Here is a 17,469-nt window from a genome sequence, read left to right as displayed (position 1 = left end):
CCTTTACACAAAAAGCAGAGAAATAACGGAACAAACTATTCCGTTATTTCTCTGTTTTTATGCTTTTTTAGGAGGAGCGGAAATTCTACTTCCGCTATCTCCTTCACTCACTTGGAAGCCAGGCTACACATCGGACAATCGATGCCCCTCGGGCACTACGATCGACACGTAGGTTACCGCACCTGAGCAATACCTCATTTTGCAAGTTCGAGGATATGGTTGAGCTTGAAGGAGTAAGCTTCGCTCACCACAAACCCAAAAACATATAATTCTATATGTTAAAAAAAGAGACCTGCTCTCAGGTCCCCATCGAAACGCTATTGCCGCGTGCCCCCAAACAGTCTGCGCAGCACACGGTATGCCATATAAATAATAACCGCCCAAAACAAAATTCCTATCAGTGAAAAACCTCCACCCATCCCTGCTCCTCCATAACCACCAAAGCCGAAAGGATTTAATATGCTACCGAGTAAGGTTCCCGCAGCTAATCCTCCGAAAAAGCTACCAAATCTGCCCGTCGATGCACCGGGAGTTCGATTGGCTGGTTCATTGACTCCTGGCCTCCGTGTGGTTTGACCCGCATTATTTCCAGGATTAATCCCACTGCGGTTCCCTCCGGTGTAGCCTCCTGCCGGTGAGCGGTAGCTTCCCCTACCCGATCGGTATGCTTTTGATTCTATGTAGCTCTCATCCTCTGCATTAACTGACGGAGCGGCGGCAGCCGCATACAATTCCGTTATCGGAACTTGCAATAAGAGAAAAAGGCCAAATAAAATACTCACTATTCTTCGTATATCCAACCCCTCCGATCCTCCTAATGGAATCACAGGTAGTATTTACGATTTAAGCTGCATTATTCAAAAAAGGAATGTATAGACATTAGTCGAATTACATCTCAGATAATAATAGGGTAGGGAGTGTTAATTTGAGCTACATAATGGATTTAAGAAAGGTAGTTGGAAGTCGCCCCTTAATCATGGCTGGTGCTTGTGTAATAGTTCTAAACGATAAAGGCCACATATTACTGCAAAAACGAACAGACAGCTTGGATTGGGGAACAATCGGAGGTGCATTAGAGCTTGGGGAATCGTTAGAAGAAGCAGCAGCACGTGAGTTATATGAGGAGGCTGGCCTAATAGCTAAACAGTACAAGTTCATTACCCTTTTTTCAGGTAAAGACATGTACTACAAATACCCACATGGCGATGAGATTTATAATGTAATGGCTGTATATGAAGCGTTACAGATTGGAGGGACTCCTGTTATCAATGACAACGAAGGTTTAGAACTGGCGTATTTCTCATTAGACAATCCGATTCCCAATATTAATCCTTTCACTGACTTAGTCTTAAAAAAAGCTGGGTACATAAAGGAATAAATAAAACACATCGGATCGTTATACCCAACTGGGAGAAGAGTGCTGTCCCAAAAGTCATTTTGGAGATTGCAGCATCCATTTAGTTCGTAAAAGAGGGACAAAAAAAAGAACCTCAAGTCCCCACATTATTGGTGGTTTGAAGGTTCTTTTGTACATATTGCGGAGTTAACTCACTACAAAATGCTTTATGAGAAAGCGCATTGGGTTGTCAGCATTACTTTTGAGCTTTAGCTGTCTGGAGAAATACGGCAATCCGCCGCACCGCCTCACGCAATACTGCTTCTTCCTGTACCAACGCTATGCGGACATAACCTTCGCCCTCTTGGCCGAAGGCATCACCTGGGATTACCACGACTCCTGCTTTATACAAAATTTCCCGGGAAATTTGTCGAGACGTCCAGCCCTCAGGAATACGTGCCCAAATGAACATCGTTGCTTTCGGTCGAGGAATATTCCAGCCTGCTGCAGCCAGACCCTCGATCACAATATCACGTCTGAGTTCGTACAGTCCGGCCGCTGACTCGCCCTGCTCCATATCTTCCTCTAATGCAGCAATACCCGCTTCCTGAACCGCCAGAAAGACGCCATAATCAATATTAGACTTTAGTACACGCAGCGCCTTTACAACATCCGGTTGTCCGACCATGAAGGCTATCCGGCAGCCAGCCATGTTAAAGCTCTTCGACAAAGAATGAAATTCGACAGCCACCTCTTTGGCCCCTTCAATCTCCAAAATGCTCATAGGGCGGAACCCATCGAACGCCATTTCTGAGTAGGCTAGGTCGTGTACTATTATTAGATCATGCATTTTGGCATAGCTTACCAACTCTTCAAAAAACGCATAGGAAGCTACAGCCGATAATGGGTTACTTGGGTAATTCAACAAAATAAATTTCGCCTTTTGAGCAATTTGCTGAGGGATTTCTTCCAGCTTTGGTAAAAAGTCATTTTCTTCTCTTAACGGTATGAAATGAGGTGTTACTCCGGCTAAGACCAAGCTCGCCCCATAGATGGGATAGCCTGGATCAGGCACCAGCACCGTGTCTCCCGGATCCGTAATAGCCATAGCTAGATGAGCAAGTCCGTCTTGAGAGCCCATGAGGGTCACAATTTCCCGCTCCGGATCGAGCGTTACATGGAATCGATGCTTGTACCAACGCGCAACTGCGTTACGAAAAGCCGGACTTCCTTCCGAAGTGGGGTAACCGTATACTTCCGGCTTGCGAACAGCCTGTTCCATTGCTTGCATGACCCTCTCAGACGGAGGACGATCAGGACTGCCTATGCCCAGATCGATAACATCGGTTCCACTGCTTCGAACCTCTTCCTTCCACCCAGCCATTTCAGAAAAAATAGCGGAACCCATTAAGGAGAGCCGCTTAGATTGGAATCGTTCCATAGGATAATAACCTCTTTTATTTAAAGTGAGAGTTCAAAAAAGTCAATTTCTCAGCACCAAGAAGTACATGTTTTCGTCGTTGAAAACTCGCTTCATAAGCTCTGAAAAGTTTATATATTTCCAACCTTATGAACCAAAGACATCATAGCAAACAGAAAGCCTGCAAGTGCAAAGTACGCGATTCCGAATTTCCACCGTGAAGCAATCGGGACCTCATAATACTTATCATTATCAAAAGGATCGTAATCCACCTGACAATGTATCATCAGATGCAGTCCGTCTTCCTTCTGTATACGTTCCAGTCTCGTCACATGGGTCTTGCGGATTAAGGCTTGCTGCATTAGCGGAATGGTGCCTGTAAAGTTCAAGCCCTCCCAGATAACATAAACATACTGCTGCCCTTCCAGATCCGAATACGTGACAAAGTCCAGCTCTCTTTTATGCTCTTCACCAGGAATTAAATAGCCTTCAGCTATCAAGGGCTCTGCCGGAATCAAAAAGCTTGCCGCCATAGCACGCTTCTCGCCACCTGTTTTGCGGTGCTTCACATATTTCTTGTAAAGGTCGTAGGCGAACATTGCCCAAATGATGCAGAGAATGATACTGAAATTGTAAATAATCAGCACCAGACCGCCAATCAAGCCGACCAGCCATAACCATCTTGACACCGCAGTGACAATTCGGCCACCATCTAGAGGATGAATCGGAATGAGATTAAACAAATTAATCAAAAAACCAGCTAGTGCCAAGCTATACAGTAATGGACTTTCAAAATAAATAGCAGCTCCAAACACGGCAAGTGCGCCAATGCTTCCTAGAACAGGGCCGCCTATAGCAATATAAGCTTCTGTAACCGCATCTCTCGGATGGCGCTTCATATTAATAAAGGCTCCAAGGAATGGAATAAACATAGGTGCAGATACGGGCAGCCCTTTCTGCTTGGCCGCTATAACATGACCTAATTCATGCACCAATATGAGTAATACAAACCCAACCGCAAAACTCCAAGGAAAAATGATCGCATAAGCGCCTATGGAAATTAACATCGAAAGAAAGACTCCACCGAATTTCCCGAATTTCAGAAGGGCCAGCAAAAACTTGCCCTGAGTAAGGAGAAACACCCCTGCGGCACCGATCATCCACAGCGGATTTTTTTTATTTTTTCTTTGCTGCAACAGCGTTCACGCTCCTTCAACTAGGGGATTACACGCCCCAGACCTGCTCATATTGTTCTTCTTTATAGCCTACAGTTACCTTCGTTCCGTCGGTAACAATCGGACGTTTAATGAGACGACCGTTAGTGGCGAGCAGTTCAATCTGCTGTTCCTCGGTCATTTGCGAAAGTTTATCCTTCAATTTCATTTCTTTGTAAACTTCCCCAGATGTATTAAACCATTTTTTCATTTCAAGACCGCTTTGTTGAATCATTTGCTTAATCTGTCCACTGTCCGGAGGATTATCGAAAATATGGACGGCTTCCACCTCCATCCCTTTTTGCTTAAGAGACTTTAGCGCATTCCGGCAAGTCCCGCATTGGGGGTATTGGTAGATGGTCACAGTTCTTTGAGTACTCATACGATCATTCCTGTCTTTGGTTTCTTTTTGTCTACGCATCAAGCGGTTTCCTTATTATACTAAAAAATAGGGAGATATAAAAATATAACTGCTTTTATGAGAAAACTTGTCAGTACCGTGGAAATGCACAGACAATAGGCTACCGAATAGGTAGCCTGCTTTATTTTTATTAAGCTTTGAATTATATTCCCTAACCCCTTCTCAACCGACTAAGAGCAATTCTCGACTTTTCAAGGATCGGAATCATCTGCTCGTTTTGACGGCTTGCATAGGAGGTAAACAATATATCAATCACGTTTAGTTGAGCGATTCGTGATGCCGTCGCCCCGCTCCGGATATTTTGTTCTACAGCACTCGTGAACAAGCGAATATCCGCCAATTCCGAGACGGGAGACATGCCATATTTGGTTAACGTTATGGTCGTGGCGCCTTGCTTTTTTGCTTCAGTCAAGGATTCGATAATTTCAATCGTTTTACCTGAATAGGAGATTCCAAAAGCAACATCCTCCGGTCCCATCGTGACCGCTGAAGTTAATTGACCATGAAAATCCGAATAAGCTTCACACCAGCGTCCTATACGAACGAACTTATGCATTAAATCTTCGGCTATCAGATAGGACGCACCGCATCCCATAATGTTAATTCTTCGCGCCTTGGAGAGCACATCGACAGCTTTGTTGACCTCATCTATGGATAAAACAGCCACCGTATCGTCGATGGATTGCTTATTATTATTGCTCACAGCTTGAACAATATTTTCAATCGATTCTCCCATTCGAATTTCTTCATACCCTCCTGTTGAAATCTGATTGGAAGAAAGATCGCCGGCAATACGAAGTTTTAGCTCCTGAAATCCTTTCATATTCATTTTCTGACAAAGACGGATAACCGTGGCTTCTGAAACGCCACTAAGTTCTGCGAGCTTTTGTACGGAATATTGCACCACCTCGCGGGGATGCTCTAAAATATATTCGGCTGTTTTCCTCTCCGAAGGGTGGAGTTGATCCAGCATCGATTTAATACTAATGATGCCTCCAGTCAGCATCAGGATCACCTCTTTTCAATTAAATGGCAGGAAACCAGATGATGGTCTGCCTTTTCTTCCAGTATGGGCGCCCTATTTTTACAAGCCTCAACTGCATTTTGACACCTCGGATGAAACGAGCATCCTGTCGGCGGGTTAGACGGACTAGGTAAATCACCTTCCAATAAGATCCTTTCTTTTTTGACATCAGGATTGGGAAGAGGTACCGAAGAAAGAAGCGCCTTCGTATAGGGATGCTGCGGGGATTGATAGAGTTTGGATTTATGCGCAATCTCCACAATCTTTCCCAGATACATAACAGCCACGCGATCTGAAATATGTTTAACAACGCTTAAATCATGCGAAATGAAAATATAGGTCAACTTAAATTCTTTCTGAAGATCATGCATCAGATTGAGAATTTGGGCTTGTATGGAAACATCCAGTGCCGAAACGGGCTCATCAGCAACAATTAACTTCGGCTGAAGAATGAGAGCACGGGCTATTCCGACCCGTTGTCGCTGCCCTCCGGAAAACTCATGCGGATAACGATTTAAATAATCTGGAGATAATCCTACTTTTTCAATTATCCATTCGACCTTAGCCTTCTTTTCCGCAGTATTTCCGATGTTGTGAACGATGAGTGGTTCCATTAAGATTTGCCGAATCGTTTTTCTTGGATTAAGTGAAGAGAAGGGGTCTTGAAAGACCAACTGCATATCCCGTCTCCGCAGTCTCATTTCTTCCGGAGAAAGCTGCATCAAGTCCTGTCCTTCAAACAGAATTTGCCCTTCCGTCGGCTCGATCAACCGCAGCAGGCACCGCCCCATTGTGGACTTTCCACAACCCGATTCCCCGACAATACTTAAGGTCTCCCCTTCATATACGGTAAATTCAAGCCCATCAACGGCCTTGACCATCGCCTTCTTCGAGAATCCAGATTTCACAGGAAAATGCTTCTTTAGGTTCTTCACTTCCATTAAAGCCTTCATGGACGCCCCTCCTCATCCGCATGCAACCAGCATCTGCATTCATGCGTGCCATCAGCAAACATTCGTGGTTCCTGCCGACAAATATCCATCGCATGATCACAACGTTCGAAAAACCGGCAACCAGAAGGCATATTGCGAAGCGATGGGACATGCCCCTTAATAGGAACTAATCTTTCTTTATCCGCCGCCATATCCGGTATGGAATTGAGTAATCCTACGGTGTAGGGATGCTTGGGTTTTCGAAACAAGGCTGCAACATCTGCATGCTCGACGATTTGACCTGCATACATAACTATGACTCGATCACACATTTCAGCTACTACTCCAAGATCATGGGTTATAAATAATATGGAGGTTTGATGTTGACGGCTGATATTCTTCATCAATTCCAGAATTTGCGCTTGAATGGTAACATCCAATGCAGTTGTAGGCTCATCGGCAATGATCAATGCAGGATCACAGGCAAGTGCCACAGCAATCATAACACGTTGGCGCATTCCACCCGACAATTGATGAGGAAATTCTTCATAAATTTCTTCTGCTCTTGGAATCCCAACTTCATTAAGAAGCTTGAGAACGCGGCTCTTCCTGTCTGACTTCGACATATTTCTGTGTCTTAACAAAGGTTCCCCGATTTGCTTTCCAATCGTATGCAAGGGATTAAGGGATGTCATCGGCTCCTGAAAAATCATGGAAATCCCATTTCCTCTAAGCTTGCGCATTTCCTTCTCGGATATTTCCAAGAGGTTCCTTCCATCAAAAAAGATTTCTCCCTTAACTTCCGCATTTCTGCCGAGCAAACGTAGAATAGACATACTAGTTACGCTTTTTCCGCATCCCGACTCCCCAACAATGCCAACAATTTCTCCAGGATTCACTTGCAAGCTAATGTCATGGACGACATTCACTTTCTCATGATCACCCTTGAAATGTATGCTAATATTACGGATGTCCAATAACGATTTCATGAACATGCCCCTTTGAGTAAAGATGTTAATAGTTCCCTGGTCTGCAGTCGCCATTCCTGAATACCCATTCTTACAAACGGATGAACCCGGTTGGTTAGTAGGATACATGTTGTTTCAGTCGTTGTATTATGCCATACGGATGTTCCCGTGAAACCGGTATGACCAAACGTGTCATTGGAGAGAATCTCCCAACCGAGCCCTCTAGACCTTGCCGATGATGTTGCATGAGCTAGTGTAGCATTAGTGATAGTCTGATCCGATAAAAAATCGCCAGACCCCTGCTTCCAAATATCCATATAGCGAAGCAAGTCCCCGATATCAGAAAAAAGACCTGCATGTCCGCTAATGCCACCAAGCCCATAATGTGCGTTACAATCATGCACCGTTCCACAGATTATCCCTTCACGCCATCTATTCGTATCGATATCCTCATTGCTCATAGCAAAAGCTCCATCGGGCAACCGTCCATTTTCATAGTCTTCTAAATAGAGCATAGCCATGTTCTTTTCGAATGGATTTCCTTCCTCGGTTGGTGCAATTGGCCAATGGGAGGCCCCGGGCGAATAACGCGTTCGATGTAAACCAAGGGGTCCCAAGACAAGCGATGAAACCACCTCTTCAAGCTCCATATCCCATATTCGTTCCAAGATAAACCCTAGAAGCATGAAGCCTAGATCACTGTAAACCATGTCCGTGCTCGGTGAATATATCAATGGTTCGTTACAGATCGCCGCTAAATAATCTTCTTTTCCTTTTAAACGAATGAAATAAGGTCTCCATGCTGGAAGTCCCGATGTATGGGTTAATAAGTGAAACAAGGTAACTTGCATTCTTCGAGGATCGTGAATACTTGCAAATTCCGGAATCCATTTCGTTACGGGATCAAAGAGACTCGTTTTCCCTGATTGAACAGCCAACAGGATCGCTGGCAAAGTGGCCATCACCTTGGTAAGTGAAGCGAGATCAAAGACTGTATCCTCTGTAAATCCCCTTGCATAAATGATCGGCTTCTGATCACCTGTGTGTATAGCCGCGATACCACTTGGAAACACACCTTGGTTAATTCCTTCATCTATGTTTTGTTTCAAACAATCGTAGAGCCGCTGCGCCTTATTATCTATCACGATTCACCAACCCCGTTGCTTTTTTTCACCCACCATTTATCGGGAGCGATGTTTAGGATCCAACAGATCCCTCAGGGCATCTCCAAAAAGATTAAATGCAAGAATCGTCAGCGTCATGGCTAAGCAAGGCCAAATGATCATGCCCGGAGCAAGCTCCATGTAGCGTCTCGACTCCGCAATCATGCCTCCCCATGAGGGATTCGGTGGTTGGACACCAAGGCCCAAGAAGCTAAGTGCCGATTCAGTAAGAATGGCTCCTGAAATAGCAATGGAAGCTTGAACGAGAAGTGGCGCTTGAATGTTCGGGAAAATTTCCAAGAACAAAATACGCGACGTTTTCTGTCCAATCGCTCTGGCGCTTTCTACATACTCCAAATTTTTCACCGATAACACGGCTCCGCGAACAGTGCGCGTAAAGACGGGTATATTCACGATTCCAATGGCAAGGATCGTTTTGTAGGTTCCCGGTCCGAGAGCGGCGACAATTGCTAAAGCCAGTAAAATTTCAGGAAAAGCAAATAGGATGTCCATGGTCCTCATGATGATGGTGTCGATCCAACGCCCAAAATATCCTGAAAGCAAGCCTAACATGGTACCAAAAAAAGCACTGATCGCAACAGAACAAATGCCTACCGTAAGAGAGGTCCTTGCACCATAGATGATCCGACTGAGTAAATCCCGGCCAAATTGATCCGTGCCTAGCAAATAGCCATCTCCACTCCCCTGCATCCTATGTGCATTGTCCATTTGTGTAATATCCTTGGGAGCGAGAACCGGAGCAAACACGGCGCCCATGCAAATAATGATGAGAACCAATCCGCATATAACCGCTGTTTTATTTTTCCAAAATCGTTGTCCTAGTGTCAGCATCGTCGGTCCCTGGTCCCCTTTGTTTAATACTTGATTCTGGGGTCAATAAGCGAATACACGATATCCACCGCCAAATTGATCAGCACGAATACTACAGCAACAAATAACACGCCGCCTTGAACGACTAGGTAATCACGCTGATGGATGCCGTCTAGAATGTACTGCCCCAAGCCCGGAATGGAAAAAAGCTGTTCAATAATGACGGAACCACCCAGTAAATATCCAAACTGCATACCGGCAATCGTAACAATTGGAATCGCTGAGTTTCGAAAGGCATGCTCAAAAAGAATTTTCCACTCAGGAGTCCCTTTTGCTCGTGCTGTACGGATAAACTCTTTACCGAGGGTTTCGAGAAACGTTGAGCGAGTCATCCGCATGACTCCCGCTGCCATAACAATTCCCATCGTAACCGCCGGCAATATTAATTTTTTGATCGACTCGAAGGGATCGTCCCATAAATTAACGAAATCCATCGGTGGAAACCAACCTATATATAAAGAAAAGACTAGCAGCAGAAGTGTGCCAACAGCAAAATTAGGAACGGAAATTCCTAATAGGGCAATCAATCGTCCTATGATATCCGTGGTCGATCCTGACTTTACTGCCGATAGCATACCGATCGGGATAGCAATGGCCCAACCGATTAGAGAAGCCAATAACGTCAGCTGTAGAGTGATCCCAAATCGCTTAATTATTTCTGGCAAAATGGCATTCCCTGTATGAACGGACTCTCCAAAGTTGCCCTGCAATAAATGGAGACTCCAGTTCAGGTACTGCATGATCAGTGGCTTGTTCAAGCCAAGCTGCTCCCTTAAAACACTAACAGCCTCATCCGTTGCGTTCGTTCCAAGCATGATCAAGACGGGATCTCCTGGCACAAGATGAAGAATTAAAAACACCAGGACAGATATTCCGATTAAAATCGGGATCAATCCAGCGAGTCTTTTGATGATATAACTAACCAAGATGGCACCCCCCGGAGTTTAGGAAGGCGGCAATTAAACCGCCTTCCCCGGTCAGCTTTATTTATTTTTTATGGCTGTTTTCATGATGGCATAAGCTTCGCTCGCTGCATTCGGAACAAATCCATCCAGTCTTTCACTAACTGCATAGAAGTATTTGGGTGAAGCAAGGAACAAGTTCGGCGAATCATTGATCAGCATTTTTTGCGCATCTACATAGAGCTTTTTCCGCTGCTCCAAATCATTAGTTTCTAGTGCTTTCTGAGTCAAAGCATCGAAGTCTTTATTGGAATAATTCCACACGTTAGCACCACCTGAAGTCGAGAAGAAGAAGCGAAGCGACCTATCAGGATCCGTACCGGCTGTGTTACGACCAATAAGCAGTGTCATTTCTTTTGATTTCCAGGTTTCAATATATTTCGCCCATTCCAGCTGCTCGATCTTGGCATTAATGCCTATTGCCTTCAGCTGTTGTTGAATGACTTGTGCCGATTCAATCATATCCGGGTAGGTGGAAGCAGTTTGGATGACAGTTTCAAAACCCTTCTCATAACCTGCATCCTTCAAAAGCTGTTTCGCTTTGTCGATATCTTTTTTCGGCAAATCACTCGCGTTAAGAGCATATGCCTTCTGGACTGGAGAAATTGGACCTGTGACCTGCCCCTGATCTTTCCAAACTGTTTTTACAATCTCACTACGATCAACTGCATAACTAAGCGCCTGGCGAACTCGAACATCATCAAACGGTTTCTTCGTGGTATTAATACCGAGGTACCCGTATTCCATCGTCTGATAATCTTGAATAGTGACGCCCTTTGTCTTTTCCAAAAGCTTAGCCGAGTCTGCGGAGACGGTAGTTAAATCTACTTTTCCGGTCCGAACCGCAGCCAATCTTTCAGCCTCGTCCTTCATAACACGGAATTTTATTGTATCGGCTTTAGGCATGTCTTTCACAAAATAGTTCGGGTTTTTGGTCAATGTAACCGATTGTCCAGCTTCAATTGCGCCGATTTTAAAAGGTCCGGTACCGACCATTTCTTTATTCAAATCTGCGACTTCTTTCGGTACAATCGCCGTGTAAATACTCGTAACGTTCGCTATGAGGGCCGAGTCAATATTTTTCAGCTTGAATACGACTTGATAAGGATCTGGTGTTTCAATAGCTTCTACGCTGGTGAAATAAGATTTGGCCAGCGCTGCCGTTTTGGCATCGAGAATCCGGTCAAAGCTGAATTTCACATCAGCCGAGGTCATTTCCCTGCCGTTATGGAATTTGACGCCTTTCTGTAAATCGAACGTTACCGTTTTTCCATCAGGTGATACGGTCCATTTCGTAGCCAAGCTCGGTATAATATTGAGGTCGGCATCCAAGCGAGTTAAGGTATCATAGATCAGGCTGTAAATTCTTAAGCTGGAAGCAGCTGGAACCTTGTGCGGATCGAATCCAACCGGGTCCTGATCCGTAGCAATATTCATTTCCATAGGTTGATTGGATTTAGCGGGTGCCGTTGTCGTGGTTGTTGATGGGGTCGTTGGTGTTTCATTGGCTGCAGGTTTAGCAGTATCCTTCGAGCACCCCGTTAGTATAAGACCGATACTCAAAAGACAGGTTGCAATAAGACGTTTTGTTATCAATTAAATTCCCCCTAAATTTATAATATCTGACTGTATAAGTTTTCAGCGGAGCTGAACCATACTGATATTGCAAGAAAAGCTACCTCTAAGACACGAATGTATCTTCGTCGAATGGGCTTCGAATCGAAGCTTTTCTTATAATATCTGAATGTATAAGTTTTCAGCGGAGCTGAACCATTCTGATATTGCAAGAAAAGCTACCTCTAAGACACGAATGTATCTTCGTCGAATGGGCTCCGAATCGAAGCTTTTCTTATAATGTAATTTGGCCCAGAATCACAGGGCGGGCTGCGCCAGTAACAGCAGGCAGATTGCTCGGCCTTCCCATTAAAGACTCATGGCCCATTACGGCAAAAGCGATCGCCTCTCTGGCATCATCGGGAATTCCGAAATTCTCACTCGTATGAAGCTGGCAGTCGGGCGCTAAGCTTTTACGCATCATCGCAAGCAGCGTCTTGTTGTGCGCTCCGCCACCGGCTACAATCACATCGCCAATCTTATGAATGGGAAAGACGAATCTTTGATAGGAGCGTACGATCGTCATTGCCGTTAAAGCCGTTGCCGAAGCTATGATATCCTCAAACGTTAATCCCCGTTTACGACCTTCATCCCGGAAGCGTGCAGCGAATGCCGACCCATAGACCTCGCGTCCGGTGCTCTTAGGTGGAACCTTTTCATAGTAATCGTCATTCTTATAGAAGCTTTCTACCAACTCATCGTTAACATGTCCCTTTGCCGCTATTTCGCCGCCTGTATCATATTGCAGCTGCCCATTGGTTTCTTCCCTGACAAGCGTATCCATCACCATGTTTCCAGGTCCGGTATCGAAAGCATAGCATTCATTTGTATGGGCTCCGGCTGGGATGACGGTCGCATTTCCGATTCCGCCGATGTTCTGTACAATGCGACCCACATGCTGGCTTCGGAATACAATCAAGTCCAAATAGGGTGCCAAGGGCGCTCCTTCACCTCCCGCTGCCATATCCCTCGCTCGAAGGTTTCCGATAACGGGTATCCCTGTTCTCTCGCGAACAACAGCAGCCTCACCGATCTGTAGAGTGGCTTTCACAAGTGTCTGACCGTCTGGAACAGGAAACGGGACTTGATCGGGCGCATGCCACACAGTCTGACCATGCATACTGATTGCTTCCACCGCAGCCCTCTCAATTCCCGTCGACTTTAGCAAATTTTCTACAGCTGAAACATACCATTCCGATATTCCATAATTGGCAATCACAAGATCATCCAGTCTGGCATGCTCAACAGAGCATAGGGAAATCAACCGTTCCTTTAATTCAACCGAATAAGGGATGTATTCAAATCCCAAAAGCTCAATTTGATCGATTGACCCGGACGTGTTAGTGTCGATTCTAACCATCGCAGCATCTACACCATCTAATGATGTACCGGACATAATACCAATTAAAATATGTTGCTTCTTTTTTCGATACGCTTCCCACATGGTTAAACTACTTGCTTCCATCGCTTAGCCCCCTTGTTTGACGATTTATAGTATAAAGCCATGCCACTACAATAATGAGTAAGGCAGTAAAAACAACAGGGATGATAAAAGCGAACTGAAAACCGTACCACTTGCCAAGAATCCCCATAAGCCATGAGGTAGTCGTCGCTCCAATACCCGCGGCTGAAGTCAAATAACCAATAACTGTACCTGATGATTTGTTAAAATCTCTCGAAGCCATAGCAACAAAGGTAGGAAAAATAAGGGAGAAGAACAATCCGATTAAAGAAAACATCCAACCCAAATCGCTTGATCCAAGCTGTGCAGCCAACATTAGGATCCCACCCAAGCCAGCCCCTATCATAATAGCTAACTCGTAACCAATCCGATCTGCTATAAAGCCCCCAAAAAATCGTCCTGCCATCATCAATATAAAAAATGCACCTATGTAATACGGAACGATATCCTCGGCTACGGCTTTAATATGGGGAAGATAATACGGAAGCCAGCTCAAGAAACCAACCTCAGCCCCCACATAAAACATGGTTGCCGCAACCAAAAGTTGTAAGCGCTTGCTTTTTAGAATTTCTTTTACTTTGGTTGGCTCCGTTACTTGTCGTTCACTTTTCTCCGTTTTAAATAAAAATAGCATTAAGAAGGATATCAAAAAGATCACTAGGAATATCCCATATATTCCACGCCATTCTAAACCCTGTAAGAAAAGGAACCCGGTTAACATCGGAAACAAGAAAGCCCCCAGCCCATATCCTGCGTGCACAAACCCAAGAAACCGCGCCCTATACTGTATAAACCACAACGATGTTACATAATTCAGCGATGTTTCCAAGGCGCCTTTCGAGAATCCGCTAACAAAAAATAAAAAGACTAAAAAGAAATAGTTTGGAATCGTAACAAGTCCAATTAGAGAGGTGAATAAGAGGATAATTGCTGCCTGAAGGGAGTGCTTTGCCCCTATTTTGTCGATGATCCATCCGACAATAGGGCCCGAAAAAAGATATCCTGCGGGGGCTGCTGCTAATAATGTTCCAAGTTGCGCCAGATCTAAGGAGTAAGCTGCACCCATGTGGTTAGTTAGAATCCCTCTGACTGAATCAAAAGCACCTACTGTTAAAAACATAACAAGGATGACTATGAAGCGCCGGATGAAGATTCCTCCCTTTACCAACAATTCATATTTAACCAATATCTTCAAAATTAGTGTAAGTAATATTATTTCCTTTGTCAATCCATTCGACAAAATATTATTTCATTCTAAGCAGCTTCTTTTTATATAAAAAGAATTCGAAACCCCAAAATGGACTTAGTTATTAATCGAAATAACTATCCAATAAAGGTATTCGAATTCCTATGAGTATAAATTTTCCTGTTCACAATCAAAAATTTTAAGACGAGCAGTTGTATAGCAAGCCGGATGACATGAGGGGACGAGGCAGCGAGCAAAGACTCCTTACCATTCAAGTAAATTCGTCTCAACTATTGGGAGCTCTGTCTGATCTGGAATTTTAAAGGTTTTGATTTCGCATCGCCCAAACTGTGCCGTCCACGTCCGATTCAACATCGGAATGTCCAACGTCGTCTCCGTCTCATGTCCGCTCGTCTCGTAGCAGCGCAAAATGTACCCATCCCCATCCTCAGCCCTTTTGAAAGCAGTGGCTACGACTTGCTGCGATGATAAGTGGATTCCACAATAGCTTTGCGGCAAACTTCCTTTGTGGTAGGTTTCTACGATATGAATCAGTGGAACGTTAAGCTCATAAGCTTTACGTACAATCCCGGCCTCCTGCCACGAGCCCGCGTGAGGGACGAGCGTATAAGCAAACTCCTGCACACCCTGATCCATATACTCGCACATATCGTCTCGTTGTCCGTAATGATCGGCGAATATCGCGCCCCGTACAATCGTCATGCGCAGATCATTGCCTTTGACGTCAAAGCTGTATTTGCTATCGTTCAATAGTGATAGTCCATATGTACGATGGTCGGATGAGTTTGCATCGGAGACGCTTCCGTGTACAATACCCGTTACATCAACCCATTGCTGGCCTGGCTCCTCCTCTCCGTTCACTGGACGTTCCAGATGACCGTATGGTATTTCATAAGTCGCTTTGGGTTCGTCAACACGTACTGGGAATGACAGCTTCAGCATCTTATGCTTCTCATGCCAATCCAATTTCACCCTTACTGAAACATCAGCACTGTCCTGATACAGGGTATAATCCTGACGCAACAACGACTGCCCATAACGGCTTGTTACCCGCAGTGTAGCACGTACTGGACCCGACTCGATAAGCTGTACCTGGGCATCTGTAAACCGGCCGATCTCATTGCGGAATTCCAGCTTGCCATGCCCCCATGTATCACAGTCGTGCTCGTCGATAACGATCGGCACTGCTCCCCGTCCGTCTATCATTTCAATGCCGCTGCGTTTATCAAATAAGCTCTTTATATACCCGGTATGCAGTTCGACCTCCAATCTGACCCAATCATTTTCGATTGAAGAGGATGTGACCCTTAGTGAATCAGAATGAACAGGCTCACTAACTAAAGCAGTTGTGTCCGGTACTGCTACTTCAAACGACTTGTGACGAAATATCCAATAGACTCGGTAACCCATTGCCGGAATTTTACCTACGAATAGCGTATCGTATTTATCGCCGCCGTTCGTTTTAGAAGAGCGAACTAGCTGGATGTCAACGGGAATACCCGCTTCATCGGTAATCCCCTTCATTTGCTGCGTCACCGCTACAGGAGCGGTCACTTCCCATGACAACGGATTGAATACAACAACCGGAATACCTTGATCGGCTTGCTCCCACAGCGTCCGATCTTTATTCTTATCCAGCGATGAAATTCCAGGACGCATCGTATCGATGGACCATGAAATTTTTTGCATGGCTGCGTTCATGGATACCGCCCCGATATGGAGTGCATATCCATACGACTCACGTGCATCAGCATAAGCTTCCTTGATGCTGCAGCCGCCCATAATATCGTGGAATTGATTGAACATGACGCATTCCCACGCCATCCTGAATGGCGCCGCATCATAAGGTAGCTCGAGCAAACGATGGGCTGCCGCTGATAGCTTCTCCGCTGTCAGCAGCCTGTGCTCAGCCTTGCGGTTGCTCGCCTTCGTCTCGGAATGCGTCGAATAGCAGCCGCTGGCATGATGCTGCAATTCGTCCGCCACCACAGGCAGAGAAGAACCATACACCTTCATCCGTTCAAAATAAGCGTTAGGCGAGCTCAACACGATCGCTTCCTGTCCTGCCTTCTCTCGTGCCGCACGAATTTCCTGTAAATTAGCAATCGTCGGCCCGCCGCCATGATTACCAACACCGTAAAAACACATCTGATCCGTACGTTGTTCCTCAGCTATCTTCTTTACGGCATCTATTTTCGGTTCCGAGGTCTCGAATTGGTGAGTACAATAGCCTTCGGGAATACGATAGGCCATTACCCGGCTGCCGTCAGCACTCTCCCACCAGAACAGGTTCATTGGCAGGCTCTTCTCGTTTTTCTCTGGTCGCATAAATACGTAATAATCCATACCGCTCAGCTTCAAAATTTGTGGGAGCATCGCATGATGACCGAAGGAATCGACGTTATACCCCACCTTAGCTGTCAGCCCGAACCGTTGCAGGAAGTAACGCTGACCGTAAAGAGAGTGCCTGGCGAATGATTCCCCAGAAGGAATGTTGCAATCCGGCTGAACCCACCAGCCCCCAACAACTACCCATCGGCCTTCGGCAATCCGTTCCTTCATTTCTGCAAACATGCTCGGATCATTTTCTTCTATCCATTTATAGCTAGCGGCTCCCGCACACGTAAACACGAACTCTGGGAACTCGTTCATCCGATCCAGAGCCGAACGGAACGTTGCTTTTGTTTCCGCATAGCCCTCCTGCCATTGCCACAGCCATACCGGATCCAGATGCCCATTGCCAATCATGTGTACGACAGGCGTATAAGCTTCACCCGACAATGAACCAGCAGAAGCAAGCTGCTCACCACTTCCGTTGGATAGCTGCCATCGTTGATCTTCGACTGTTTTCATTG

The 17,469-nt window shown here is 45.4% G+C and carries 15 protein-coding genes; 1 reads left to right on the top strand and 14 read right to left on the bottom strand.

The window, feature by feature from the left end:
• Positions 1-317: 317 nt before the first annotated feature.
• Entirely contained in the window at positions 318-800 is a 483-nt protein-coding gene (locus GC093_RS21420) for a hypothetical protein (protein ID WP_171653945.1), read from the bottom strand.
• 125 nt (positions 801-925) lie between these two features.
• On the opposite strand from GC093_RS21420, the gene GC093_RS21415 reads away from it, so the two are divergent.
• Positions 926-1,378: an NUDIX hydrolase gene (locus GC093_RS21415; protein WP_281365287.1), complete on the top strand. Its 453-nt coding sequence runs from the start codon at positions 926-928 to the stop codon at positions 1,376-1,378.
• Between the two features lie 214 nt (positions 1,379-1,592).
• Here the strand turns inward: GC093_RS21415 and GC093_RS21410 are convergent, their stop codons facing one another.
• The 13 genes from GC093_RS21410 to GC093_RS21350 form a co-directional block, all read right to left on the bottom strand.
• Positions 1,593-2,777, bottom strand: coding sequence for an aminotransferase class I/II-fold pyridoxal phosphate-dependent enzyme (locus GC093_RS21410; RefSeq protein ID WP_171653943.1), 1,185 nt, complete (start codon positions 2,775-2,777; stop codon positions 1,593-1,595).
• A 110-nt stretch (positions 2,778-2,887) separates the two neighbouring features.
• On the bottom strand, positions 2,888-3,916 hold the full coding sequence (locus GC093_RS21405; protein WP_171653975.1) for a site-2 protease family protein: 1,029 nt from the start codon (positions 3,914-3,916) through the stop codon (positions 2,888-2,890).
• A gap of 64 nt (positions 3,917-3,980) precedes the next feature.
• The gene (locus tag GC093_RS21400) at positions 3,981-4,352 is read right to left on the bottom strand and encodes an arsenate reductase family protein (protein WP_171653974.1); all 372 of its coding nucleotides are present in this window, start codon (positions 4,350-4,352) and stop codon (positions 3,981-3,983) included.
• A gap of 190 nt (positions 4,353-4,542) precedes the next feature.
• A complete protein-coding gene (locus GC093_RS21395) occupies positions 4,543-5,397 on the bottom strand; it encodes a MurR/RpiR family transcriptional regulator (protein WP_171653942.1) in 855 nt (284 codons plus the stop codon).
• 5 nt (positions 5,398-5,402) lie between these two features.
• The gene (locus GC093_RS21390; protein WP_171653941.1) at positions 5,403-6,368 is read right to left on the bottom strand and encodes an ABC transporter ATP-binding protein; all 966 of its coding nucleotides are present in this window, start codon (positions 6,366-6,368) and stop codon (positions 5,403-5,405) included.
• Positions 6,365-7,336 (bottom strand): ABC transporter ATP-binding protein, encoded by a 972-nt coding sequence (locus GC093_RS21385; RefSeq protein ID WP_171653940.1) that lies wholly within the window; start codon positions 7,334-7,336, stop codon positions 6,365-6,367. Before GC093_RS21385 ends, GC093_RS21390 begins: the two co-directional genes overlap by 4 nt.
• Positions 7,333-8,460, bottom strand: a complete 1,128-nt coding sequence (locus GC093_RS21380) for a serine hydrolase domain-containing protein (protein ID WP_312886586.1) — start codon at positions 8,458-8,460, stop codon at positions 7,333-7,335. The genes GC093_RS21385 and GC093_RS21380 overlap by 4 nt, the downstream gene beginning before the upstream one ends.
• Positions 8,461-8,496: 36 nt before the next feature.
• Complete coding sequence (locus GC093_RS21375) at positions 8,497-9,330, bottom strand: ABC transporter permease (protein ID WP_171653939.1); 834 nt, start codon at positions 9,328-9,330, stop codon at positions 8,497-8,499.
• Between the two features lie 23 nt (positions 9,331-9,353).
• A complete protein-coding gene (locus GC093_RS21370; protein ID WP_171653938.1) occupies positions 9,354-10,295 on the bottom strand; it encodes an ABC transporter permease in 942 nt (313 codons plus the stop codon).
• A 57-nt stretch (positions 10,296-10,352) separates the two neighbouring features.
• Positions 10,353-11,927, bottom strand: coding sequence for an ABC transporter substrate-binding protein (locus tag GC093_RS21365; protein WP_216624746.1), 1,575 nt, complete (start codon positions 11,925-11,927; stop codon positions 10,353-10,355).
• A 253-nt stretch (positions 11,928-12,180) separates the two neighbouring features.
• On the bottom strand, positions 12,181-13,410 hold the full coding sequence (locus tag GC093_RS21360) for an anhydro-N-acetylmuramic acid kinase (RefSeq protein WP_246314955.1): 1,230 nt from the start codon (positions 13,408-13,410) through the stop codon (positions 12,181-12,183).
• Positions 13,397-14,602, bottom strand: a complete 1,206-nt coding sequence (locus GC093_RS21355) for an MFS transporter (protein WP_216624745.1) — start codon at positions 14,600-14,602, stop codon at positions 13,397-13,399. Before GC093_RS21355 ends, GC093_RS21360 begins: the two co-directional genes overlap by 14 nt.
• 255 nt (positions 14,603-14,857) lie before the next feature.
• Positions 14,858-17,467 (bottom strand): alpha-mannosidase, encoded by a 2,610-nt coding sequence (locus tag GC093_RS21350; RefSeq protein ID WP_171653936.1) that lies wholly within the window; start codon positions 17,465-17,467, stop codon positions 14,858-14,860.
• Between the last annotated feature and the right edge of the window lie 2 nt (positions 17,468-17,469).

The organism is Paenibacillus foliorum, assembly GCF_013141765.1.
In the GTDB taxonomy this organism is placed as follows: Bacteria; Bacillota; Bacilli; order Paenibacillales; family NBRC-103111; genus Paenibacillus_S; species Paenibacillus_S foliorum.
The sequence above is the reverse complement of the archived record's forward strand: the minus strand, read 5'-3'. Positions and strand labels throughout refer to the sequence as shown.

Bases quoted from the DNA above. Each gene is read 5' to 3' on its own strand.
- GC093_RS21385 (WP_171653940.1), bottom strand. From the start codon at position 7,336: ATGAAATCGTTATTGGACATCCGTAATATTAGCATACATTTCAAGGGT.
- GC093_RS21410 (WP_171653943.1), bottom strand. From the start codon at position 2,777: ATGGAACGATTCCAATCTAAGCGGCTCTCCTTAATGGGTTCCGCTATT.
- GC093_RS21360 (WP_246314955.1), bottom strand. From the start codon at position 13,410: ATGGAAGCAAGTAGTTTAACCATGTGGGAAGCGTATCGAAAAAAGAAG.
- GC093_RS21395 (WP_171653942.1), bottom strand. From the start codon at position 5,397: ATGCTGACTGGAGGCATCATTAGTATTAAATCGATGCTGGATCAACTC.
- GC093_RS21390 (WP_171653941.1), bottom strand. From the start codon at position 6,368: ATGAAGGCTTTAATGGAAGTGAAGAACCTAAAGAAGCATTTTCCTGTG.
- GC093_RS21400 (WP_171653974.1), bottom strand. From the start codon at position 4,352: ATGAGTACTCAAAGAACTGTGACCATCTACCAATACCCCCAATGCGGG.
- GC093_RS21375 (WP_171653939.1), bottom strand. From the start codon at position 9,330: ATGCTGACACTAGGACAACGATTTTGGAAAAATAAAACAGCGGTTATA.
- GC093_RS21350 (WP_171653936.1), bottom strand. From the start codon at position 17,467: ATGAAAACAGTCGAAGATCAACGATGGCAGCTATCCAACGGAAGTGGT.
- GC093_RS21405 (WP_171653975.1), bottom strand. From the start codon at position 3,916: ATGATCGGTGCCGCAGGGGTGTTTCTCCTTACTCAGGGCAAGTTTTTG.